This is a genomic window from Cyanobacterium stanieri LEGE 03274 (genome assembly GCF_015207825.1).
Classification (GTDB): domain Bacteria; phylum Cyanobacteriota; class Cyanobacteriia; order Cyanobacteriales; family Cyanobacteriaceae; genus Cyanobacterium; species Cyanobacterium stanieri_B.
Genome location: NZ_JADEWC010000029.1, coordinates 1 through 22636, shown reverse-complemented (window position 1 = coordinate 22636; position 22636 = coordinate 1). Strand labels below are relative to the sequence as shown.

At 35.2% G+C, this 22636-nt stretch carries 20 protein-coding genes and 1 tRNA gene; 10 read left to right on the top strand and 11 right to left on the bottom strand.

What is annotated here, in order from left to right; translation table 11 throughout:
- The first annotated feature begins 15 nt into the window (after positions 1–15).
- Positions 16–1218, top strand: a complete 1203-nt coding sequence (locus IQ215_RS11735) for a sensor histidine kinase (protein ID WP_193801604.1) — start codon at positions 16–18, stop codon at positions 1216–1218.
- Between the two features lies 1 nt (position 1219).
- Here IQ215_RS11735 and IQ215_RS11730 read toward each other — a convergent pair.
- From IQ215_RS11730 to IQ215_RS11720, 3 genes are all read right to left on the bottom strand, one after another.
- A tRNA-Arg gene (locus IQ215_RS11730) sits at positions 1220–1293 on the bottom strand.
- 92 nt (positions 1294–1385) lie between these two features.
- On the bottom strand, positions 1386–1784 hold the full coding sequence (msrB, locus tag IQ215_RS11725; RefSeq protein WP_193801603.1) for a peptide-methionine (R)-S-oxide reductase MsrB: 399 nt from the start codon (positions 1782–1784) through the stop codon (positions 1386–1388).
- A gap of 89 nt (positions 1785–1873) precedes the next feature.
- Positions 1874–2776, bottom strand: a complete 903-nt coding sequence (locus IQ215_RS11720; RefSeq protein ID WP_193801602.1) for a phosphatidate cytidylyltransferase — start codon at positions 2774–2776, stop codon at positions 1874–1876.
- Between the two features lie 90 nt (positions 2777–2866).
- Between IQ215_RS11720 and IQ215_RS11715 the strand changes: the two genes are divergently transcribed.
- The 3 genes from IQ215_RS11715 to IQ215_RS11705 all read left to right on the top strand — a co-directional run bounded on the left by IQ215_RS11715 (position 2867) and on the right by IQ215_RS11705 (position 7242).
- The gene (locus IQ215_RS11715; protein WP_193801601.1) at positions 2867–4723 is read left to right on the top strand and encodes a DNA phosphorothioation-associated putative methyltransferase; all 1857 of its coding nucleotides are present in this window, start codon (positions 2867–2869) and stop codon (positions 4721–4723) included.
- A 496-nt stretch (positions 4724–5219) separates the two neighbouring features.
- Positions 5220–6527 (top strand): ABC transporter substrate-binding protein, encoded by a 1308-nt coding sequence (locus tag IQ215_RS11710; RefSeq protein ID WP_193801600.1) that lies wholly within the window; start codon positions 5220–5222, stop codon positions 6525–6527.
- A 124-nt stretch (positions 6528–6651) separates the two neighbouring features.
- On the top strand, positions 6652–7242 hold the full coding sequence (locus IQ215_RS11705) for a ParA family protein (protein ID WP_193801599.1): 591 nt from the start codon (positions 6652–6654) through the stop codon (positions 7240–7242).
- A 193-nt stretch (positions 7243–7435) separates the two neighbouring features.
- Here IQ215_RS11705 and IQ215_RS11700 read toward each other — a convergent pair whose 3' ends face one another.
- Positions 7436–9022 (bottom strand): ArnT family glycosyltransferase, encoded by a 1587-nt coding sequence (locus tag IQ215_RS11700; protein ID WP_193801598.1) that lies wholly within the window; start codon positions 9020–9022, stop codon positions 7436–7438.
- An 81-nt stretch (positions 9023–9103) separates the two neighbouring features.
- Between IQ215_RS11700 and IQ215_RS11695 the strand changes: the two genes are divergently transcribed.
- From IQ215_RS11695 to IQ215_RS11685, 3 genes are all read left to right on the top strand, one after another.
- The gene (locus IQ215_RS11695) at positions 9104–10234 is read left to right on the top strand and encodes an LptF/LptG family permease (protein WP_193801597.1); all 1131 of its coding nucleotides are present in this window, start codon (positions 9104–9106) and stop codon (positions 10232–10234) included.
- Between the two features lie 252 nt (positions 10235–10486).
- Positions 10487–11266 carry a rhodanese-related sulfurtransferase gene (locus tag IQ215_RS11690; protein WP_193801596.1) on the top strand — a complete coding sequence of 260 codons (780 nt, stop codon included), beginning with the start codon at positions 10487–10489 and terminating at the stop codon, positions 11264–11266.
- Between the two features lie 298 nt (positions 11267–11564).
- The gene (locus tag IQ215_RS11685) at positions 11565–13286 is read left to right on the top strand and encodes an Rqc2 family fibronectin-binding protein (RefSeq protein ID WP_193801595.1); all 1722 of its coding nucleotides are present in this window, start codon (positions 11565–11567) and stop codon (positions 13284–13286) included.
- A gap of 209 nt (positions 13287–13495) precedes the next feature.
- On the opposite strand, the gene IQ215_RS11680 is transcribed toward IQ215_RS11685, so the two are convergent.
- Positions 13496–14683, bottom strand: coding sequence for a VWA domain-containing protein (locus IQ215_RS11680; RefSeq protein ID WP_193801594.1), 1188 nt, complete (start codon positions 14681–14683; stop codon positions 13496–13498).
- A gap of 346 nt (positions 14684–15029) precedes the next feature.
- On the bottom strand, positions 15030–15743 hold the full coding sequence (locus IQ215_RS11675) for an LmeA family phospholipid-binding protein (RefSeq protein WP_193801593.1): 714 nt from the start codon (positions 15741–15743) through the stop codon (positions 15030–15032).
- A 278-nt stretch (positions 15744–16021) separates the two neighbouring features.
- Here IQ215_RS11675 and IQ215_RS11670 point away from each other — a divergent pair, with 278 nt between their 5' ends.
- Both IQ215_RS11670 and IQ215_RS11665 read left to right on the top strand, forming a co-directional pair.
- Positions 16022–16765 (top strand): pseudouridine synthase, encoded by a 744-nt coding sequence (locus IQ215_RS11670; protein ID WP_193801592.1) that lies wholly within the window; start codon positions 16022–16024, stop codon positions 16763–16765.
- A gap of 34 nt (positions 16766–16799) precedes the next feature.
- The gene (locus tag IQ215_RS11665; RefSeq protein WP_193801591.1) at positions 16800–17624 is read left to right on the top strand and encodes a helix-turn-helix domain-containing protein; all 825 of its coding nucleotides are present in this window, start codon (positions 16800–16802) and stop codon (positions 17622–17624) included.
- Positions 17625–17833: 209 nt separating this feature from the next.
- Here the strand turns inward: IQ215_RS11665 and ldpA are convergent, their stop codons facing one another.
- Both ldpA and IQ215_RS11655 read right to left on the bottom strand, forming a co-directional pair.
- Complete coding sequence (ldpA, locus tag IQ215_RS11660) at positions 17834–18880, bottom strand: circadian clock protein LdpA (protein ID WP_193801590.1); 1047 nt, start codon at positions 18878–18880, stop codon at positions 17834–17836.
- 82 nt (positions 18881–18962) lie between these two features.
- Positions 18963–19511, bottom strand: a complete 549-nt coding sequence (locus tag IQ215_RS11655) for a glyoxalase-like domain protein (protein WP_193801588.1) — start codon at positions 19509–19511, stop codon at positions 18963–18965.
- Positions 19512–19717: 206 nt separating this feature from the next.
- Between IQ215_RS11655 and IQ215_RS11650 the strand changes: the two genes are divergently transcribed.
- Positions 19718–20350 carry a hypothetical protein gene (locus IQ215_RS11650; RefSeq protein WP_193801586.1) on the top strand — a complete coding sequence of 211 codons (633 nt, stop codon included), beginning with the start codon at positions 19718–19720 and terminating at the stop codon, positions 20348–20350.
- 59 nt (positions 20351–20409) lie between these two features.
- Here IQ215_RS11650 and IQ215_RS11645 read toward each other — a convergent pair whose 3' ends face one another.
- The 3 genes from IQ215_RS11645 to IQ215_RS11635 all read right to left on the bottom strand — a co-directional run bounded on the left by IQ215_RS11645 (position 20410) and on the right by IQ215_RS11635 (position 22425).
- On the bottom strand, positions 20410–21198 hold the full coding sequence (locus tag IQ215_RS11645; protein WP_193801583.1) for a sulfite exporter TauE/SafE family protein: 789 nt from the start codon (positions 21196–21198) through the stop codon (positions 20410–20412).
- 174 nt (positions 21199–21372) lie between these two features.
- Positions 21373–21705 carry a rhodanese-like domain-containing protein gene (locus IQ215_RS11640; protein ID WP_193801580.1) on the bottom strand — a complete coding sequence of 111 codons (333 nt, stop codon included), beginning with the start codon at positions 21703–21705 and terminating at the stop codon, positions 21373–21375.
- 33 nt (positions 21706–21738) lie between these two features.
- Entirely contained in the window at positions 21739–22425 is a 687-nt protein-coding gene (locus IQ215_RS11635) for an MBL fold metallo-hydrolase (RefSeq protein WP_193801577.1), read from the bottom strand.
- Between the last annotated feature and the right edge of the window lie 211 nt (positions 22426–22636).

Sequence of the window (22636 nt, the reverse complement as noted above, 5' to 3'; positions counted from 1 at the left end):
ACTAGAGAAACTTAATTGCAACCTCCATACACTGATTTAAACCAACTTCAAAATCACTTATTTTCTGCATTGGAAAATGATGAACCTCAAATACTATATCAAAAAATTTATCATTTAATTGCGGAACAATATTCTCCCGAAAAGTTTATTATCACCCACTGTTATCAAATAGATGGACTATATCACCATGAATTAGTTTACAGCATTAATATTGATGGTCATCAAGAAAATAGTAAAATCATTATTGATAAATTCAATCAACTTACAAATTTGAATCAATTAATTACAGAAAATATAGACAATAAATTGCTATGGCAAAATAATCTTTATTTCGACATTCAACATCCTTGTAAATTATCAATTTTTCCGATTCTATATCGTCATAAAATTATTGGTACATTATCATTAGATTTATCCACAAAACAGCTAGAAAAAATTAATAACAATCAATTAATATCCATTATATCTCAGAATTTAGCATTATTATTTGTTAACTTAGATACCAAGAAAAAGCAACTAAAACTCAACGAAGAAAAAGAAAATCAAAAAAAATATTTATCAACCATCAACCACGAAATAAGAGCTCCTATTGCCTCTGTTATAGGTTTCTCAAAAATGCTCAAACAACAGATATATGGAGAATTAAATTCCAAACAGCTACAATATGTAAACGCCATTTACGAATCAGGTAATTATCTTTTAGAATTAGTTATTGACCTATTAGACTTAGCAAAATTAGAAGCACAAAAAGAAGAATTATACTTAGAAAAAGTTTTCATAAAAAAAATATGTCAATCCTGTTTATCTTTTGTTCACGTTAAAACCTTCCACAAAAACTTAGAACTACAATTAATAATTAAAAGTGCAATTAATTATATTTATGCCGATGAAAGAAAAATTAAACAAATACTGATCAACTTACTTTCTAACGCCGTCAAGTTTACCGAAAAAGGCTCAGTTACTCTCAAGGTATGTGTAGAAAATAGCCAGATTAAATTCTCTGTCATTGATACAGGAATCGGTATAAAGCCAGAAGACTACCATAAATTATTTAAACCCTTTTCTCAAATTCAAAATTGCCCTCATAATCAAGAAAAAGGCACAGGGTTAGGATTAGTTATTTCCCAAGAATTAGCAAAACTCCACGGAGGAGATATTACCTTTGAATCAGAAATTGGTAAAGGTAGTTGTTTTACTTTGAGCTTACCAATGAACTAGACGGGTGCGACAGGATTCGAACCTGTGGCCGACTGCTTAGAAGGCAGTTGCTCTATCCAGCTGAGCTACGCACCCAATTAATTAACATCGGCTTACTATTTTAACATATAGATTTTAAAAAAGCAATATGTTATTGGCCTACGGTGGGACATTGCCCACCTAATGTTTTATTCAGCTTTGACAAAATCTAAGGCAGCAGAATTCATACAGTATCTTTTTCCTGTGGGCGCGGGGCCATCATCAAAAACATGGCCTAAATGGGCATCACAATTAGCACATAATACTTCGGTGCGCTTCATGAAAAAGCTGAAGTCATTTTTATAAGCAATGTTTTCTTCGGTGGAGGGTTGCCAAAAACTAGGCCAACCTGTGCCAGAATCATATTTAGTATCGGAGGAAAATAGTTCACTACCACAACAGACACATTTATAGATTCCTTTGTCTTTGTTATCGTGGTATTTTCCTGTAAAAGCCCTTTCTGTGCCGTGTTTTCTGGTTACTTCAAATTGTTCGGGGGTAAGGATTTCTTTCCACTGGGCATCGGTTTTTTTTACTTTAGCAGTCATAATTGTTGAAAATTGATTGTGTTAACTTTTATTAAAATTCTTCCTTCCATGTTATCAAATTAAAAGATTAGTAATTGTCCGTTGTCAATTCACCCCCATTGGCTGAAGAAGGGTAAAAAGAGGGTGATAAAGTAATAAACGACGGGGGCGGTGAAAATATAACTGTCGGTACGATCTAGGATACCACCATGGCCGGGGATTAGTTCTCCTGAGTCTTTGACTCCTGCGTCTCGTTTCATCATGGATTCCATTAAGTCACCCAAAAGACTGACGACACCGATTAAAAATCCGAGAATAATACCTGTAATAATCCAATGCCCCCAATGTAAAAACCAAGCGCCTGAGATTCCCACTAAGATACTGCCTGTTACTCCAAATAGACTTCCTTCTACGGTTTTTTTGGGGCTGATGGGGGATAGTTTAGTTTTGCCAAAGTTTTTACCGATAAGGTAAGCGCCGATGTCTGCTGCCCAAATACAAGCCATGGCAATGAAGGTGATTTTGAGGGCATCGGGAAAGCTATTTAAGTCAAGGGGATTTAGGGGGAAGTAGCCATCAAGGGGAAGGTTGTGGATGTTGGGAATGGTGTGGGCATAGTTGGAGTTTTCCCCTAAACTAACTCGTAAACGAATCCAATAACTGGGCAGGTATCCTGCGTAAAAGAGTCCTAAAATTGAGGTGGAGATGTCGGCAATGGTGGCGAGTTTGGGTTGGAAGAGAAGATAAAAACAAATTAATCCTCCTGCTAGGGCGAATACGGCATCTGTTAAACTGGGGACAACTGTGGCGGTAATGATTAGTAGTTGGGAAACTACAAGGGTTGTTTTGACTGCAGGTTCGATGCCTTTTGCTCTTACTAATTTAAAGTATTCTAGTTGTGCTAAAAATACCAGTACACCGAAAGCGACGGTAAAATACCACCCGCCCACAATAATCATGATAAGGGCAAGGGCGATCGCAATTATTGTACTAATAGTTCTAGCGTAGGGCATTTTTAAAGATTGTTTATAAAAATTAATGTTTGAGAATCAATCTTTTATTCTAGCCTAAAAAAAATAGAACAGGTCACATCTTAAAGTATTATGACAATTAATCTGTCTTTAGATTGGGTTAATGATTTTGTCAAAATTGCTCAATTAGCTCGTCAAAGTGCCATCGGTAAACGTTTACCGAATCATCTTTATGTTCATATTTCGGCTCTACAATTTCTCGATATTAATTTACAGGAATACGAAAAAAAAGCCCGAAAAATTATTAATAATATAGATGATTTTACGTTGGTTAAATTTAATCTTCAAGAGCCAAAAATTTCTTATCTTTTTTATCCTGATTTCGATACTAATCCTCATCCTGCTATTAAAAAAAGTATTTTAGTTAATTTACAAGAAAATAGTAGTAAAACCTACGAATATTATTCTTCACAAAATCCCCCTATCTTACATAGAAAAGAAACTTTTGTTAATGCTGATTATCTTCATTATCAAACCTTTGCTTACTTGACGTCTATGGAAGAAGAATTAGGTTTGTTGGATAATTCAAAATATATTGGTACCCAAAAAGAATGGCGACAATTATTAAGGGATCATAATCTTTCTTTTGTTGATCATAGTTTAGTTTGCTTTTTAGATAAAAGAGAAGAAGACTTGTATATAGTTGACCGTCATAGGGCAGCAATGGTCAGAAATAGACTTTCTCGTCCTGTTAGATTAGCCCTTGAAGCTGGGTTATTTGAATCTGAATATACCTTTTTTGATTATGGTTGTGGTCATGGAAAAGACGTAGAAATAATGACAGAAAAAGGTTATAAAAGTTATGGATGGGATCCTTATTATTGCCCTAATAATTCCTTAGAAAAAGCAGATATTGTTAATCTTGGTTATATCATTAATGTGATTGAAAATTTACAGGAAAGACGAGAATCTTTGGTTAAGGCATGGGAGTTAACTAAGGAAATTTTGATTGTTTCTGCACAAGTTTTGGTGGATAATCGCCAATCGGGTTTTATGGCTTATGGGGATGGTATTATCACCGAACGTAATACCTTTCAAAAATACTATGAACAAGAAGAACTAAAAATTTATATCGAACAAATTTTGAAAACTGAGGCTATTCCTGCGGGTTTGGGAGTTTATTTTGTGTTTCGGGATAACACTAAGGCTAATAGTTTTCGAGCATCTCGATTTCATTCTAAAGTGCGATCGCCCCGGGTTTTGTCTCCCCTCAAAAAATTTGCTGACTATCAAGAATTATTGCAACCTCTCATGGAATTTTACGCCCAAAGAGGTAGATTACCCGTAAAAAGAGAAATTTCCCAAGAAGAAGCCATTAAAGCCGAATTTAGCTCATTTAAACGGGCTTTCCGAGTGATTTTACAAGTCACTAAAGAAGAAGAATGGGAGGCGATCGCCGATCAACGTCGCCAAGACATCCTATTATACCTAGCCCTAAGTAGATTCGACAAAAGACCCACCATCAGACAACTATCAGCGCCCTTAAAAGCAGACATAAAAGCCCTATTTGGCAACTATCAAGCCGCCTGTTTCCTCGCCGACGAAATGTTAATTAGCCTTAGAAATTTATCATTAATCAAAGAAATTTGTCAGCAAAATTGCAGCGTTGGTAAAGTATTTGAAAAAAGTTTTTTAGTACACATTAACGAACTTGATACCCTACCCACCCTCCTCAGACTATACGAAGGATGTGCCAGTCGCACCATCGGCAGAATGGAAAAAGCCAATCTGATTCGATTTTATTTTAACCAACCCCAAATAGGTTACTTAAATGTACCCAAATTTGATACCGAAAAAGAACCCTTAGTACATACAAACATGATCATTAATTTAGGAGATTTAAAAGTTCGTTATCAACAATTTATTCCCCATCAAGCCCCCAAAATTAAAAATAAAGAACTATTAATAACAATGTCAAGCACAAACTAATTAATAAATAGTATTTTTTCTCCTCTATTTAATCCTATGGGGATAAAAAATCAATCCGAAATAAAATTTATAGTGATATGAAATACTTATATGAAACACTTAAATGTTTGCGACAAATAAAATCCCAGCCTAATTAACCTCAATTCAGGTTAAAACCCTTTCCAGTTCATCGTATATGGGCACTAAATTCATTTATTTCTCAACATAGAAGTTCAATTCATTGAACGAAAAATCCGTAGCCTTGTAATTCATTACAAGGCGGGAAATATTGAAAAGTCTACGTTTTTCATAAACAGTTATCCCGAACTAAAGTTAATTATATCTATACCACTCTTTTTTCTATTTAATATAATTTTTGTCAAATATTTAACAATAACAAAAACAAATACACCTATATATTTAACAACAGATTTAAACCTTGAACCTAGGAAATGTTCATAAAATCACATTTTAGAGATAAAATTTTAACTAAATCTTAACCGATATAAAAATAAATATGAAAAACAGTAAAATAAAACTATTTTTAACCCTAACCATTAGCCTCAATTGGTTAACCCTAGGTTGTGGAATATTTGGCACCACCGATAATGGAGACACCACCGACCCCCAACCCCCCGTATCCCAACAACAAGGAGGACTAAGATTAGGCTCTCTTTTCCCCACCACAGGAGACTTAGCCTCCATAGGTCAAAATATGCCCATCGCCGCCCAACTAGCCGTAGATACCATCAACGCCTGTGGAGGAGTTAATGGCGAACCCGTAACCCTCATCAACGAAGACGATCAAACAGATCCCGCCGCAGGAAGTGCCGCCATGACAAAACTTACAGAAGTAGATCAAGTTCATGCCGTAGTCGGTTCTTTTGCCAGTAGTGTTTCCACCGCAGCCCTTGACGTGGCAGTCAGAAATCAAGTAATGATGATTTCCCCCGGAAGCACTAGCCCCGTGTTTACCGAAAGAGCCGCCAACGGAGAATTTAACGGATTTTGGGCCCGTACTGCTCCCCCCGATACCTATCAAGCCCAAGCCCTTGCCGCCCTGGCCCGACAAAGAGGATTTAACAACGTCTCCACCGTAGTTATTAACAACGATTATGGAGTGGGATTTGAAAGACAATTTAACGAATCCTTCGTGGATTTAGGGGGTACTGTACTCAACCAAGATCAAGGGGTAAGATATGATCCCAGAGCCACAACCCTTGACAGTGAAGCATCTGCCGCCTTTGCTAATAACCCCGATGCAGTGGCCGCTATTTTATACGCAGAAACAGGAAGTTTATTACTTCAATCAGCCTTTAGACAAGGCTTAACCGATGGAGTCACCATCCTTTTAACCGATGGAGTCTATTCCGAAGACTTTACCCAACAAGTAGGCAAAACTAGCGACGGTACTTCTATTATCGCAGGAGCTTTAGGCACAGTGCCGGGCGCTGACGGTCAAGCATTAGAAAGTTTAACCGCCCTTTGGCAAGAAAATATTGGCACTGAATTAACAGCCTTTGTGCCTCATACTTGGGATGCCACAGTTTTATTAATGTTAGCAGCCGAGGCCGCGGGGCAAAATAGCGGTGAAGCCATAAAGAGTAATATTATAGAGGTTGCCGGGGGTGAAGGAGTTGAAGTTACCGATCCCTGTGAAGCCATGGAATTAGTGCGCAACGGAGAAGCTATCAACTATCAGGGAGCTAGTGGTAATGTTGACATTGATGATAACGGAGATGTGGTTGGGGTTTATGATGTTTGGGAAGTTAACCCCGATGGTAGTTTAGCTGTGGTAGATAAAATTGAACCAATTATCGAATAAATTTTAATTTCATTGTACAAAAGGTTTTTCAAGGGGTTAAAGCCCCTTGGTCAATTATTTTTTTAATGTCCCTTGAAGGTAATATAATGACAAGATTATGGGAATTTAAAAAAAGATTTTTGAAATGTTTATAGCAATTATTTCTTTAAAAGGTGGAGTAGGAAAAACAACTACCGCCATACATTTATCAACCTATTTACAAGAACACGATCGCACCTTACTTATAGATGCCGATCGCAACCGTTCAGCCCTAGTGTGGGCAAGGGATGAAAAATTACCCTTCCAAGTAGCATCCCAAGCAGGTTCAGCCCCCCTCGTAGCTAAGTTTACACACGTTATCATCGACATGAAAGCTCGTCCCGAAGTAGATGACTTAAAAGAATTAGCCCAAGGCAGTGACTTAATAATTTTACCCACCACCCCCAACCATCTCGATTTAGATGCCACCGTCAAAGCCGTGGAAATTTTGAAAGGTTTAGAAACTAACTATAAAATTTTACTCACCAAAGTAGATTCACGTACCGTTAACGGTAGAAATGCCAAAAAATTCCTAGAAGAAAATCAACTACCCACCTTTAAAACAGAAATCCCCCTTTTAGTTGCCTTTGAAAGAGCCTCCCAACAAGGATTAACCGTCAAAGATTATGGCGATTTTCGAGCCAAACAAGCATGGAAAAAATATGAAATGGTAGGCCAAGAAGTTTTAGGTAAATAATCGACAATTAACAAACCGTAAATCTACAACCAGTCACCAGCAAACCTAACTATATTGACGACTATTGTCCCGAATTTAGGCTTATTTAACCATAAAACCTAGTTCGATTCATCGAACGACAACCCGTTAGCCGTGTAATTTATTACACGGTGGGGCAACTGCACCAAGTATATTTTAATTCACAGATTTAGTGTCAATTTGCTATACCCTCATCAAAAGAGAAATTTTTTCCCTCATACACATAGAAAACCTCCACCACAACCCCACCCCTTTCCAAAGGAATTTCCGTAACAAAATCAAAACTATCAAAATACCCCCCAAACTCATCCAACAAAACCTCATCCTTGCCAAAAGCCTCCACCGTAACATATAAACCATCCTCCCCCATCAAATCCTCCAAAGGTTGCCAAAATCCAAAACCCCTCACATCATCACTAATACAACTAACGGGCATATTAACCATATCCTCATTTTGAGCCAAACCCATGGCAATATAACCCCCAAGATAATAAGCATTAGTAAACACAAAATCACTATCCATCAACGCCCTGCGAAACTCCACAGAAGTATTAAACTGGCTTCCTAAGCGCACCACATCCACCAACTCCGTTGAAGGATCATCCTCCGGCGCTAAAATACCCATAGGTAAAAAAGGACTAGGATTTTGTAACACTCCAGTAGTAGCATGAAACAAAACAACCCCCAACAAAGAATAAATCATAATACCCGAAAAAGATAACCACTGCCTTATCTTGCGAGGAAACTCCCGATTCCATGCACAAACATAATGCCCAAACATAATCGTTAAACCCCAAAAACCAGGCATCGCCCAAGTGGGTAAAATCTGAGTTAGCGCCCCTAACAAAGTAAAACCTATCACCATGGGCAAAGATACCCACAAAATCAATCGACTCGGATAATGGGGGCGACTAAACACTTCAATTAAAAATGAACGTATAGTTATCCACCATAAAGGAAAACCAAAGCTAGGAAATAGGTAACCAACCCCAGCCAAAAAAAATAAAATCAGATTAAGAAAATTAACCTCCATTCCTTCCCCAGAATCAAAGCGCCCCGAGAGTTGAAAACCAAATGATACCCATCCATTTTGCCAATTCCAATACCAAAGAGGAAAAAGAGTTAGTAAAAATAACCCCAAAGATAACCATAACCAAGGAGAAAAGAATATCCGACGATAAGGCTTACTACTCAAACAAAAAGCCACTAACCCCAATCCTAAAACAAAACCATGATACTTACTCAGACAAGCTAAACCCACTAACACTCCAATGATAGCGACACGATAACTAGGTTTATATTGCCAATCAAAATCAAAAAATTCCTCACTAGCCACATATAATGTTAGCGTCCAAAAAAATATTAATGGTGCATCAGGTAAAGTCAAAATACCAAAAGCAATTTGAAAAATGGGAATCAAAGAAGCAATAATCAGGGCAAACAAACCAGCCCATTGATTATACATTTTCTTCCCCGTCAAATATAACAAATATAAACTGCCCGTATGTAAAATCAAACTACCGATACGAATAGTAAACTGATTCACAATTCCCGTTATCCAAATTCCTATACCCGTAGTTATTGCCACCAAGGGAGGATGATCAAAATAACTCCAGTCTAAATTTTTGGTATAAAGATAATAGTAGGCCTCATCGTAGCCCGGGTTAAGAAAAAAGGCGATTACAGCGCGAATGATTAACCCGATTATCAAGATTATATATACTTGTGTCTGGATATTGGGGTTTTTTTTGCTGATAGTCATTAATATTGGAAAACGTTTGATAATGTTACGATGGCAATATCTTGATAAGATATGTTGATTTGAAAATTAATTTTACTGTGAATGCGTCGGTTTAATCTATCAATCATGGATGGCTACATTTTGAGGGAGTTTATTATTCCCTTTATTTTCTGTGTAGCTATGTTTTCTTGTGTTGGGGTTGCCATTGCAACTATTTCTGATTTATCCCATAGAATTATAGAATCTAATTTATCATTGATTGCGGCTTTTCAAGTATTTATTCTCAAATTTCCTGAATATATTGGTTATGCTTTGCCTTTTTCTGTGTTATTAACCTCACTGCTTACCTACAGTCGCTTGAGTAAAGACAGTGAATTAATTGCCTTACAAAGTAGCGGTATCAGTGTTTATCGACTTATGGCACCCACCATTGCCGTTAGTCTTATTATTACCCTTGTGACTTTTGCTTTTAATGAGTTGATTATACCCCCGTCAAATTATCAGGCTACTTCCATTTTGGCGGGAGATTCTAGGGTAATTAATAAATACACTGTACAACAAGATATTTTTTACCCTCAGTATGAAGAAGTTATTACCCCAGAGGGGGAAGTTAAACGAGAGTTAAAAAGCCTTTTTTATGCCCAAGAATTTGATGGTAGGGAAATGCAAAATATTACTGTTATCGAAACTGATAATCATCAACTAGAAAAAATTACGGTATCCGAGACGGGTAATTGGAATAATAATGATGATAAATGGGATTTTTCTAATGGTGTTATATACGACATCAAAATGAATTTATCTCAAATTAGTAGTAATTTCTTTCAAAATAAAAAAATTCCATTACCTAAAACCCCTTTAGATTTAGCGTCTAAAAGTAGAAGCCCCTATGAAATGAATATCCGTGAGTCTTTGGAATACATTGAAATTTTAGAGCAAGTGGGTAATCAAAAAAGTATTCTTATGTATCGTGTACGTACGGCACAAAAAATATCTTTTCCTTTTACTTGTGTTATTTTTGCCATGATTGGTTCTAGTATAGGGGCAAAATTTAATCAAAACAATAAGGGAACAAGTTTTGGTTTAACGGTTTTAATTGTTTTTGGCTACTATCTGATGAGTTTTTTTATCGGTAGTCTTGGTTTAATTGATGTACTATCACCGACAATGGCGGCATGGCTTCCTAATTTTATTTGTTTTGGGGTGGGGGTTTATTTATTGGTTAAGTCTTAATCAATAATGGGTGTTGGTGAATTAAGGTATGATTTTTAGTTTAGTTTGGCCATAGGGAATGGGCAATAGTAATAATAGTTTTAATACTATACTATTACTGTAATTCAATAATGTTTCATGCTCAAAATCAGCAATGCCCAATAATTTTGTCGTAATTCCATGGTATGATTATTGAAAATTAATGGACTATGTTGGATAACTGTTGCCAATTTTCATTAGTTAACTTTTCAGAATATTAAGACTAGATAGGATATGAAATTTACCTTTGCTTCTTTTTATCATTTTACTCCCTTAAAAGACCTTGAAATATTACAGGAAAAGTTATTAAATTTATGTAATGGTTTCGGGATAAAAGGTACTATCTTAATTGCTTCTGAAGGAATTAATAGTAATATTGTCGGCGTGACAGAAGCCATTGATAAGGTTGTGGAGGAGGTGGAAAAACTTATTGGGTATCAGGGTTTTGATGTGAAGTATTCCCCAATGGATTATGTGCCTTTTGAGAGGATGAAGGTAAAAATTAAAAAAGAAATTATTACTTTTGGTATTCCTGAAGCCAATCCCAATGAGCAAGTCGGCACTTATTTATCTCCCCGTGAGTGGAATGAGTTAATTTCTCAATCTGATGTGAAGTTGGTGGATACTCGTAATGATTATGAAGTGGAAATCGGTACTTTTAAAAGGGCTGATAATCCTCATATTAATTCTTTTCGAGAATTTAATGGTTATATTGAGGAACATTTGAGCGAAAATAAAGAACAAAAAGTGGCTTTATTTTGTACGGGGGGTATTCGTTGCGAGAAGGTAACGGCTTTGATGTTGAAGAAGGGTTTTAAGGAGGTTTATCATCTTAAGGGTGGTATTTTGAAGTATCTGGAGGAAGTGCCTGAGGAGGAAAGTTTGTGGGAGGGGGAATGTTTTGTTTTTGATGATAGGGTGGCGGTTAAGCATGGTTTGCAAGAAGGTAGTTATCAGTTATCTGAGTGTGGTAATCCTATTAAAAAAGAATCATTGACAGTGGATAATGGATAATTCACGCAAGGGGCAATAATAAAAGGGCTTTGCAAGGGTTATAGTATAAAACATAATGGAATTATCGTAATAATTCAGGATTCAAGATATTGTCACCAACTCAAAATCATATTTAACTTGAGTTAGGGATAAAGTTTGATTGATGACGGGCAATGGGCAATGGACAATAAATAAATAGTAAAACTATTATTATCCTAACTCCCTATCACCCTAACTCCCCATAACCCTCTCCCCTCATATCCCTCACTCCCCATATCACCTAAAACCTAATAATCCTTAGCATTTAACACTAATCAATATGCAACCCGTTGACTATACAACCCTTGTGGCTATTTGTGATTCTCTTAATGCCGAATATATACCATCTCGTTTAGAACAAGTATATCAGTGCGATCGCACTTCAATTTCATTATGTTTACGTAGTTTGAAAAAAAAATCATGGCTAACCATTGCATGGCATCCTCAAGCCGCCAGAATATGTATAGGAAATGCACCGCCACGGAAAAAGGATACTTTTACTTTTAGTGAACAGTTACGACACTTAATTAGTGGTTATGCTTTAATTGGGGTGAATATTGTGAGTGAATGGGAAAGGGTAGTTGACTTTCAATTTGCCCAGCGCCCCAACGAAACACCTCTATATCATTTATATGTAGAGGTAATGGGAAAATATAGTAACGTTATCCTTACCAACGCCCAACAACAGATTATTACCGTTGCCAAACAAATTACGGCGGCAAAATCTAGTGTGCGCACCGTAGAAACCAGCCAAATCTATCAGTTACCCCCTCCCCTGTCGGGTAATACTCCCAAAATTGACGAGTCATTTACTGATTGGCAAGAAACCGTTAACCTCATTCCTGGTAGATTAGATAAACAGTTAATTAAATCCTATGGAGGAGTAAGCCCTACTATTGCTAAAGAATTGATAAATTATGCGGATATAAAATTACCCATCGATAATTATCAGTTAACCATTGATGAATGGAAAAATCTTTACCAACAATGGCAAAAATGGTTAATGACGATTCAAGAAAAAAACTTTTATCCCCATACTACTTCTTCAGGTTATAGCATACTATCTCCTGTGGATGAAAATGTACCGAAAGAAGATTTACACCAAATAATTAATGATTATTATACTAAAAAGATTGATCAAGAAAAGTTTCAACAACTACAGCAACAATTAAAACAAAAAATTAAAAGTATTACTAAAAAATTACAGGTAAAAGCAGATAAATATCAAGATAAAATTAATCAGTCAAAACATTCTGAAATATATCGTACTCAAGCAGATTTATTAATGGCAAATCTTCACCAATGGAGCATAGGAAGCGATGCTATTACCCTTAATGATTTTACCACAGGAGAACCGATTAAAATTGATCTTGCCCCTGATAAAAATGCCATCCAAAATGCCCAAGCCCTCTATAAAAAACACCAAAAATTAAAAAGAGCAAAAGATGCAGTTAAACCTTTATTAGAAGAAGTAAATGCAGAAATAAACTATCTTCAACAAACCTTAAATAATGTCTTACAATTAGATAATAGTGATACAGAAGATTTTGATACATTGGCAGAAATTAAAGCAGAATTAATTAGTCAAAAATATATTGAGGATAATCAACATAGACAAACCAATAATAATCAAGAATCTCAGCCACGGGCGTTTAAAACTCCTTCTAATTTTGAAGTTTTAGTGGGAAGAAATAATCGACAAAATGATTTATTAATTTCTCGCATTGCTACGGATTATGATTTATGGTTTCACGCCCAAGAAATTCCTGGTTCCCATGTTTTGTTAAGATTAAATGCAGGAGATATTCCTGGAGAAAAGGATTTACAATATACGGCTAATGTTGCGGCTTATTATAGTCAAGGTAGGGAAAGTGATCAAGTACCTGTAATTTATACTAAACCAAAATATGTTTATAAGCCTAAGGGGGCTAAACCTGGTATGGTTATTTATAGTAATCAGACGGTTATTTGGGGAAAATCATCGGAGTTTATGAATAGTTGATATTAAGTTTTCAGAATTAATTCCCAAAAAATTATATCTTTCTTGTTTTCCCATCGAGCGCACCTTAATTATAATTTTAGGCATTGCTGATTTTGAGCATGAAACATTATTGAATGACACAAAAAACTGAGACTTCTAAATAATATTATAACCGTTCCCTGTTCCCTTCCTCAACAAGAAATTATACCTTAATTCACCAACGCCTAATTTTAATTTATAGAAAATCCTTTGGCTTTAAGTTGGTTATAAAGGGTGTCTATCATTAAATTTTCTAGGGTTAAATTATTATCTAATATGGGCTTATTGTCATCGATAAATTGTCTTCTTTTTTGAGATAATTCTGTAATTTCTTGTTTAATTTTTTCTCTTTTTTCAATCATTTCATTGACAATATTTTGTAATTCATTAGTGGTTAAAGAGCGTAAATTTTCTGGTAGTGTTTGCTTATCTATATCATTTAATGTAACCGTATTAGAGGCGATCGCCTCTACCAAATCCCAACTATCAGTGTTATAATTCGGTGTAGTCTTAGTAATAGCTCTATTTAAACCAGCAGTAGGAGTAGGACTAGAAAAAGCATTAATATCCTGTTGTCTTTGTCTTTCATAGGATACGATACCTTGCTCACCATAGGGAATATAAGTATCATTTAAATCTTGATTTAATTCCTTAATAGATTCATCATAAGGGGTAGGAATATCGACAATACGCTGATTTTGATTGATATTAAAATAGCTTCCCTTTCCTAAATCAGCGCCCCTAGCCCAAAGATTACTTTCTGCATTTTCTGCCTCACCACAGTAGATAGTATTAATAATAATATCCTTCGATGATGCCAAATTGATAGCCCTTTCCCATAAAATATTTCCCTGATTAAAGGGCTCATTTCCTGCGATAAAAATAGCCCTAAAGTTTCCATTATCATTGCTCCAGTTTAATTCATTTACTGCTGAATTAATTACCCATCCCGCATACTCTTGCCCTCCATTTGTCTGAATAGAAAATAAGTTTTCTGAAACTATATCTAAGTCAGTGGTTAATTGATTTAACATTCTATTAAATCCTTCGGTAGAAGGTAGGGAATTATTACCATAATGGTATAAGGAGACTTCAAAAGCTGGTATTTCTCCATTTTTAGTAACTTTAGAAACCGCATTAATTACTGACCAAATTTGTGTGCGAGTTTGTTCTATTAAACCATCCATGCTATTACTAGAATCAAGTAAAATAGCTATTTGTATTTTTGGTTTATTATCGATAATATTTTGACTTATCTTAGGATTTATTTCTTCTAAGGGGGGTTGTCTTAGGATAATATTGTCTTCCGCATTTATATTTCTCATGACGGTAAAATAAAATCCAAAAGCACAGATAAGAAAAAGTGTAAAAATATTCATTCTTTTAATGTTAGTATTTTTTTAATATATATATTGATGACGTTATTAATTGTTTACTTTTCTCCAAAAGTTGCTTAGTAGTAGTGTTAAACATCATTGATTATAGTCATAACCAAATTATTAAAATGCTGTTATCATTTCTTATTTCCCATTTATTCACTCAAGCAAATTTTATCTAATCATAATAATTATTGAGATTATCCATGGAAAGATTACTTAAGAAAAGCATTACTTGTTGTTATTATGGACTATTTTTAGTTTAAACTAGGGTCAAAAATAAAAGCACCTATTGTAAACTAAAATGAAGTAAAAGTTATGATTCAACGGATATAAATTAATAGATATTTTAACTTACTACTTTAACTGTGCCGATGCAGTGTAACTCTTGAGAAGAAATGGTTAATTCTGATAATGAAACATCATTACCTAAGTCAATGGTTAAATCATTGATTGCCCTATTACTTAATTCCTTGATTCCTTCTATTTGTAAATTAGTAAGTAATAATTGATTTTCTTTCTCTATATTTAAATTGCTAGTAATAACTAAATTTTCCCTAGTATTATTGACAATATTTAATAAACTTCCTTCGATAATTATTCTTTGAGTTTCCATGGTAATGTTGTGCCACTCAATGTGATATTGATTAATGATTTCTGGGGAAACGTCTTCATTATTCAATAAAATTTTCAGCATATCTTGTAAACCATCTTGTAAAAGAGAAGAATCTAGGGATTTAGATAACTCAGAAGCAGTAATAATAATATTTCCAGAAACAAATATAGGATGTAATAACTTTAATGGCTTTCCCCGTAAAATTCCACCTAAATTAATAGCAATTTTTTCTGTGGCAACGGAGGCATAGTTTAAAAAAATACCTCGATAATTAGCTTCTTTCGCTTGTAAGTTAACTTGATTAATTTTTCCCGTCAAAATTTGTTTATCTCCTGCGTCAATGGTAACGTCTAATTTGGTGATGGATTCAACTTGGGTGCGAATCCATAATTTAATGGCGGGAGTGATAAAACTAGATATAATTTCTGATTTTTTTTTAATATTCATCGTTGTCTAAAATTTTAACAATGAAAATTTTACAATGAAGCCGTAGGGGAAAGATATTTTTTGTTCATGAAGGGAAACAGTTATAAGATAAAGCATAGAAGTAAAAAAATTGAGAATGAGTAATAAACAGTTAATTTGTATTATCTTTATCTCTGATTTGGGTTAGTTGTTGATTAATCCTTTAAGGTTGTTAGGGGATAATTTTTTTCGGTGATAAATCGAGCTAATTTGTGTCATTATGATTGGTGGATAAAGATGATTTTTCTGTAATCAAATTAATGGTTGATAGAGTACAAAAAATATTGAGAGAATGGGGGGTTGCTTCCCGTCGTGAAGCTGAAAAAATGATTGTGGCGGGAAAAGTAAAGGTTAATGGAATGGTTATAACTTTGGGTGACAAGGCAAATCCAAATAAAGATAAAATAGAGGTGGAGGGAAAAGTTTTAAGTCGTAAAAATCGCCCTCAATTAGTTTATATATTATTGAATAAGCCAAAAGGGGTTGTATCTAGTTGTGATGATCCTAAAAAAAGAAAAACTGTTTTAGATTTATTAAATTCTGAGTTAAAATTGGGACAGGGAATTCATCCTGTGGGTAGATTGGATATGGATTCTACGGGCGCTTTGATTCTGACTAATGATGGTGATTTTACCCTTAGTTTGACTCATCCTCGTTATCATTTACCAAAAACCTATCAAGTCTGGCTTCAGGGTAACATACCAGATGAACTTATCAAAAAATGGTCTGATGGTTTTATCTGGGAGGGTAAAAAAACTCTTCCTGCCCAAATCGTTGTTAAGAAAAGAATGGCTTCTAAAAGTTTAATTGAAATTGTCCTTCATGAAGGGCGTAATCGTCAAATTAGACGTATTGCTGAACTTTTTGGCTATCCTGTTATTAGTTTACATCGAAGTGCGATCGCATTTATCCGTTTAGGTAATTTAAAATTGGGAGAATGTCGTTTTTTAACTGCTTCGGAAGTGAACAAATTGAGTATAATTGCTCATAACAATAAAAATTAAGATTTAGATAGAATGAGCCAGACAGATAACATATATGTTAAAACTATTTACTAAGAAAAAATCCACGGAAGTTGATTATAACCAAATTCGTCAACAGGAGTTAGAAAAGATTAGTGTCTTATTGCAGGATAAGAGACAGTCTTTAGGATGGGATATTGAGTCTATTTCTGATAATCTTCATATTACTAAAAATATGTTAAGGGCGATAGAAAATGGTGATTTAAGTAAATTACCTGAGCCCGTATTTATTAAGGAATTACTGAAAAAATATTCTAGTTTCTTAGGAATAAATATTAGGGAAGATATTCATAATTTCCCTGTGGAAACCAATAATTATCACCATCGTAAAAATATTCATCATAAAAATATTATTCCTTTTCACTGGAGAATAAATTTTAATAGTAAATATCTTTATGTTATTTATATTGCCCTGTTATTTTTTTCTATCAAAAGTCTTAATCAAATTTTACAGCCTACCCCTTTTACCACCCAAGAGAATATAGAAACCCAAAATAGCCAAGATAATACTCCACAAGAAACGACAGTAACGGAAAATCCGATTAAAGAAAACGTAGATAATAATACGACTATTCCTGTGGTAAATAATGTCAATGATAATCCAGAACAATTAAAGGTCAACATTAATGCCCAAGATGATTCATGGGTAAGGGTTATTATTGATGGTAATACCGAGTTTGAGGGGATTTTAACCAAAGGTAGTCAACGGGAATGGATTGCCACCGAAGAATTTACCATCCGCGCGGGTAATGCAGGAGGTTTGTTGATTAGTGTTAATGAGGAAACCCCTAAACAAATCGGTGAATTGGGGCAAGTGGAGGAAATTACTTTAAATTTATAGATAATAATGAGTAACCTAGATTAATAAAAACGGGCGTTGGTGAATTAAGGTATGATTTTTAGTTGAGTTTGGCAATGGGCAATGGGCAATGGGCAATAGGGAATGGGCAATAGTAATAATAGTTTTAATACTATATATTTACTGTAATTCAATAATGCTTCATACTCAAAATCAGCAATGCCTAAAAACGCATCTCAGTAGGATTTGATTCAATGGCTTATTTCCCTGAGACTTTTTACTAAATCATTCGCCTTTGATACTGCTTTCCATAAAAGATGAGGATAATCTTCTAATTGATTTTGGGGGGAGATGGTTTCTAACTGTTGTAAAGTGTCAGCGAGAATTTTTCGGGCTTTACTACCAAAAGCAATGCCACTAATTTTGTCACTAAGCCCCATTTCTTTCATTTTAACAGCGGTATGTTCATTTGTACCCCCTGCTAGTTGAAAATAACCCTTAAAACCTTTTTCTATCATAGTTTGAGCGTATTTGATGGTTAAATGGGTAGTGCCTTTGCCGATGTCTCCACTCATGGGGCGCCCGTCGGTTTGCCAAATTAGGCAAATTGGTAGGGGTTTGATATGGTTTTCTATTTGCTGTAAATAATTGGTGACGGTGGGAGAGTAGGGGCAGCTGATGGCTATTAGTTGCAGTTTTGATAAGTGGGGTTGGATGGATTGCCATAGACGACAAAAATGGCTGAAATGCCCTTCTTGGGTATGGATTTCTAGGGCGTTGATGGGCAATTCCGTTAACCAATTTAATGTCTCATGGATGCTAATGACATGGGATTGAGTATGGATTAAATTATAGGGGCATACTGGCACACAGCGCCCACAACCATAACAAAGTTTTTCTTTTACTCCTACGGTGGGATTATCAAATTTTATGGCATCGGCAGGGCAAATATTTTCACAGGGCCGATCGCACTCAGGGGGACATATGCTAGGGTTAAAGTAGGCTTTGCGAAAATGAGGATCTTCCCCATCATTCACACTTACCATTAAAAGAGGATTACTAGGATTATAACCAAGGGCGATCGCCTTTTGTCGAAAATTTTTCGCTACCTCTATTCCCAGCAAAGCAGAATTCATAACCGCCCTATCCGCAGCCACATCAATACAATCAACCCCTGCAAGGGTATAAGCCAAAGCTAAATTACGAATAGAAGGTAAATGCTGATAACTAGCACCACAAATCAATTTAAACCAACTACCCGACTCCAAAGACAACAACGCTGAATCTTGTAATAACAATCTTTCTTTAAAATTTAGTTAAAAAATAAACAACCTTATCTAAATTTAATTGTCCATTGTCCATTGTCCATTGTCAATTGATTTAAGTTTTAGCTTCTGCCATTTCAATCACCCTATTTTGTAAATCCTTCACCAAAAAATTAAGGGGATTTTCGCTGCGAATCTTATACTTCAAACGGCGCGATTGTATCCTCAATAATAAATCATCCAAACAATCATGATCAAAACAGACATGACGCTGGGAATTTTTATAACCTAAACTCGCACCACCAATGACATGTAACTGGGTATTTTTACGAAGTTGATACCATAATCCCGTATTTTCTTGTAAAACTGAGGTATTAGCCCTACCACCAGTATAAATAGGATCTAACATTGCAGAACCTAAACTTTGATCATAATTATAATAATAGTGTAAAGGCACATCCGCCACAGGTAAATTTAATAAACCCTCATAAAATTCCTGCGCCACAGCTAAATCCGATACCATGATAGTATGCACCTTAGGGGCGCTGGTTAAAAACATCCACATCGCACCACCATAAGCCACCAAAAGCATTACCATAATTCCCTGAGTAGAGAATAAACCATCCGTAATACCGGGTAAAAACGCCCCTAAAATATTTACCATAGTTAGATTGCTATTTATCATATAATCTCAGTTTAAACCTTATATTATATTGTGGAATATTTCTCTATCATTTAGCAATCATTAACTTAGGTATTGGGTGTTAAAAATTAGGTGGTAGGTTGAAATGCCTTGACATTAAAAGTATTTTTCTATTTTTTATTCTTTAGTTTCATTTTCTAATCAATTATACCTTATCAAATTTTTCTATGAATTCCACTGATTTTCCAGAAGCCAATCATCCTTTAATCTATCCTCTATTACAAATAGATGATGTTATTCTCTTGGAATTATTACAAACTCATTTAGACAAAGGGAAATATTTAGTCTCTCTTTTTTGTCGTCATTATAGTAAAATAAATGACGTTATAGTAGGTTTTTATGAAGCTGAAGATCTTACTTATTTTTCGTTTCAAGTGTGGCGAGAAATAAGTTATTTTTTATTTAATTTAAACTTAGATAAAAGTAACAAACAAGACGAGCAATTCTATGAAAATATTATCATTGAATATGCCATAGACTATTTACAAAAAGAAGATAGGAAAGAATTTAAAAATAATGAAATCTCCCTTGATATAAGATATTTTCCCCTTCACTTTTACCTTGAACAATCTATTAACTTATTGTCTCCTAAAGAACGTTTAATTATGGTAACAAGGGATAAATTTGCTTGGCAAGAAGAACAAATTATTAACTATCTTAAAGCAGAAGGAAATAATATTTCATCGGAGGATATAGAAGACTTATATCACTACGCCCACAAACAACTTTTAAAATTAATCCCCCTTGATATTCGTCTTATTTATTTAGATAAAAGAAATAGTATTATTACGGGAAAATAACTGATAATTTATTTTTTTTTAATAACAAGTATTATTCTTAAAGTTTAGCGGATTTAGTATTATCTAGCAATTAAAACAAATATTGCTACCACTAAAACAAAATATCCAAATCCTTTTTGAAGGTATTTAGCATCAATTATTTTACTCAAATAAGAACCAGAAATAATTCCAACGGTAGCGGCAAAAGTAAAGCCAATGGTTAATATCCAGTCAATATTTACTAAGGTTAAATAACCCATAAAAGCACTAGCTGATTTAGCTGCAATAATTAATAAAGACGTGCCGACGGCTTCTTTCATGGGAATACCCCCAACTAATACAAGGGCTGGAATAATTAAAAATCCTCCTCCCACTCCCACAAATCCTGTGAGGATACCCACCACTAATCCTTCTGTGATAGTTAATATTATTTTTTTTGTCTTATTTTTACTAATTGTTTTAACTTTTACGGTGGTTTTTTCTAATTCTTTTGTGGATGTTTTAGCACTACTTTTTTTAATCATTAAAATACTGGCTAATAACATGACAATACCAAAAGCAACCAGTTGCACAGTATCGGTGATGAAGGGAAATTGGGTAATCTTTGCTCCTAAAAAAGAGCCTACCATGGCAGGGGGTATAAAACTGATGGCTACGGGTAGATTGACGTTACCTTGTCGCCAATGGGGTATGATACCAATGATACTAACAGTACCCACGATAAAAAGACTCATGGCGATCGCACTTCGAGGCTCAACCCCCATCACATAGCGGAGAATCGGCACGGCTAAAATTGAGCCCCCACCACCGATTAACCCTAAACTAAGTCCGATGATGATGGCTAAAATTAATCCAAAAGTTAAACGCATTTAAAATAATTGATAATTGAGAATGGATAATAAAGTTATTCTCTGATTTATTGATGATATTCAGTTAAACTGATATTGCTTAGAATCTCTCCTTTCAAGGAAAGATGCCCAAAGCAGGGGCTAGAGGAATGGGGAATGAATGAAAGAATAATCAATTAATTGAAATAAATATGATTAAGTCGCTACGGGGAGATGGGCTTCTTGCCATGCCGTAATACCTCCTTTTAGCTCTGTTACCATGGTCATGCCTGTTTCGATCAATTTTTCGGCGACGGTGTGAGAACGCTTCCCAGAACGGCAATAGAGAACGATATTAGGATAGGATGCTAGTTCTTTGGCGGAAAACTCGGATAGGGGTTTTAGTAATGCCCCGGGGATATGTCCTTTTTCATACTCATCTTTCTCCCGCACATCAATGACAACTACCGAATTATTTTTCATTCTTTGTTCTAACTCTTGAGGGGAGATAAGTTGATATTGGCTTTGGATGATATTGGCAATAATCATAATTTTTCTGGGGTATGGTTAACAAAAATGCTCCTAAACCTTTCCACACATTTGATTGGCGGGTACTGCTTCCATTATTTTTTTGGGATCTGGTAAATCAAGGTTATCCATTAACTCGATAAACTCGTCTCTTTTTTTGCCACTAATGCGAGGATTATGGGCTTTTTCTTCGGCAATGGTGGACACCGTATGTCCTCGATAATCATGGCCTGGATAAACTAAAACATCGTCTGCGAGGGTAAAAAAACGCTTTGTAATGGTGTCGTAGAGCATTCGGGCATCACCGCTTTGGAAGTCCGTACGTCCACAACCACGGATGAAAAGGGCATCCCCTGTGAGTAAATGACTATTATTCACTAAATAGGCAAAATGGCAGTCTGTATGCCCCGGAGAGGCGATCGCCCTTATTTCCACATTGCCCACCATTACCACCTCATTATCGACTAAGTGGCGATCGGCACAATTTACCTTCGCTTTCTCAGGCACTAAACCCTTACAGCCCGTCAACTCTCTAATTTTACCCGTACCCGTAATATGATCCGCATGAACATGGGTTTCCATGCAATATTTGAGGGTTAAGCCCAACTCACGCACCAACTTTAAATCCCGCTCCACCTGTTCAATAACAGGATCTACCAACACCGCCTCCTTAGTATCAGAATCAGCGATGAGATAGGTATAAGTCCATGTATCTTGATCAAATAATTGACGAAATAACATCTTGATACCTTCATTAATTGCTTATTTTATTATATAACTATTTTACCATTTCGTTATATATTGAGCAAAAATTTGTTGGTTAGGGCAGAGAATAAACAATAGGGAACAGTTTTCGATGGTTTATCATTATAACTGGTAAAGTTTTAAGCGTTTTTGCATTCCTACCCCTCATCCCCTCATCACTCAAACCCATAACACCCCCATCTCCGGA

What these genes read in the sequence shown, in the direction of transcription:
- IQ215_RS11665 (WP_193801591.1), top strand. Translation starts at nt 16,800, where the DNA reads ATGTTAAAACTATTTACTAAGAAAAAATCCACGGAAGTTGATTATAAC.
- IQ215_RS11695 (WP_193801597.1), top strand. Translation starts at nt 9,104, where the DNA reads ATGCGTCGGTTTAATCTATCAATCATGGATGGCTACATTTTGAGGGAG.
- IQ215_RS11655 (WP_193801588.1), bottom strand. Translation starts at nt 19,511, where the DNA reads ATGGTAAATATTTTAGGGGCGTTTTTACCCGGTATTACGGATGGTTTA.
- IQ215_RS11635 (WP_193801577.1), bottom strand. Translation starts at nt 22,425, where the DNA reads ATGTTATTTCGTCAATTATTTGATCAAGATACATGGACTTATACCTAT.
- IQ215_RS11645 (WP_193801583.1), bottom strand. Translation starts at nt 21,198, where the DNA reads ATGCGTTTAACTTTTGGATTAATTTTAGCCATCATCATCGGACTTAGT.
- IQ215_RS11710 (WP_193801600.1), top strand. Translation starts at nt 5,220, where the DNA reads ATGAAAAACAGTAAAATAAAACTATTTTTAACCCTAACCATTAGCCTC.
- IQ215_RS11715 (WP_193801601.1), top strand. Translation starts at nt 2,867, where the DNA reads ATGACAATTAATCTGTCTTTAGATTGGGTTAATGATTTTGTCAAAATT.
- IQ215_RS11705 (WP_193801599.1), top strand. Translation starts at nt 6,652, where the DNA reads ATGTTTATAGCAATTATTTCTTTAAAAGGTGGAGTAGGAAAAACAACT.
- IQ215_RS11680 (WP_193801594.1), bottom strand. Translation starts at nt 14,683, where the DNA reads ATGAATATTTTTACACTTTTTCTTATCTGTGCTTTTGGATTTTATTTT.
- IQ215_RS11670 (WP_193801592.1), top strand. Translation starts at nt 16,022, where the DNA reads ATGGTTGATAGAGTACAAAAAATATTGAGAGAATGGGGGGTTGCTTCC.
- IQ215_RS11685 (WP_193801595.1), top strand. Translation starts at nt 11,565, where the DNA reads ATGCAACCCGTTGACTATACAACCCTTGTGGCTATTTGTGATTCTCTT.
- IQ215_RS11690 (WP_193801596.1), top strand. Translation starts at nt 10,487, where the DNA reads ATGAAATTTACCTTTGCTTCTTTTTATCATTTTACTCCCTTAAAAGAC.
- IQ215_RS11640 (WP_193801580.1), bottom strand. Translation starts at nt 21,705, where the DNA reads ATGATTATTGCCAATATCATCCAAAGCCAATATCAACTTATCTCCCCT.
- IQ215_RS11700 (WP_193801598.1), bottom strand. Translation starts at nt 9,022, where the DNA reads ATGACTATCAGCAAAAAAAACCCCAATATCCAGACACAAGTATATATA.
- IQ215_RS11650 (WP_193801586.1), top strand. Translation starts at nt 19,718, where the DNA reads ATGAATTCCACTGATTTTCCAGAAGCCAATCATCCTTTAATCTATCCT.
- msrB (WP_193801603.1), bottom strand. Translation starts at nt 1,784, where the DNA reads ATGACTGCTAAAGTAAAAAAAACCGATGCCCAGTGGAAAGAAATCCTT.
- IQ215_RS11720 (WP_193801602.1), bottom strand. Translation starts at nt 2,776, where the DNA reads ATGCCCTACGCTAGAACTATTAGTACAATAATTGCGATCGCCCTTGCC.
- IQ215_RS11675 (WP_193801593.1), bottom strand. Translation starts at nt 15,743, where the DNA reads ATGAATATTAAAAAAAAATCAGAAATTATATCTAGTTTTATCACTCCC.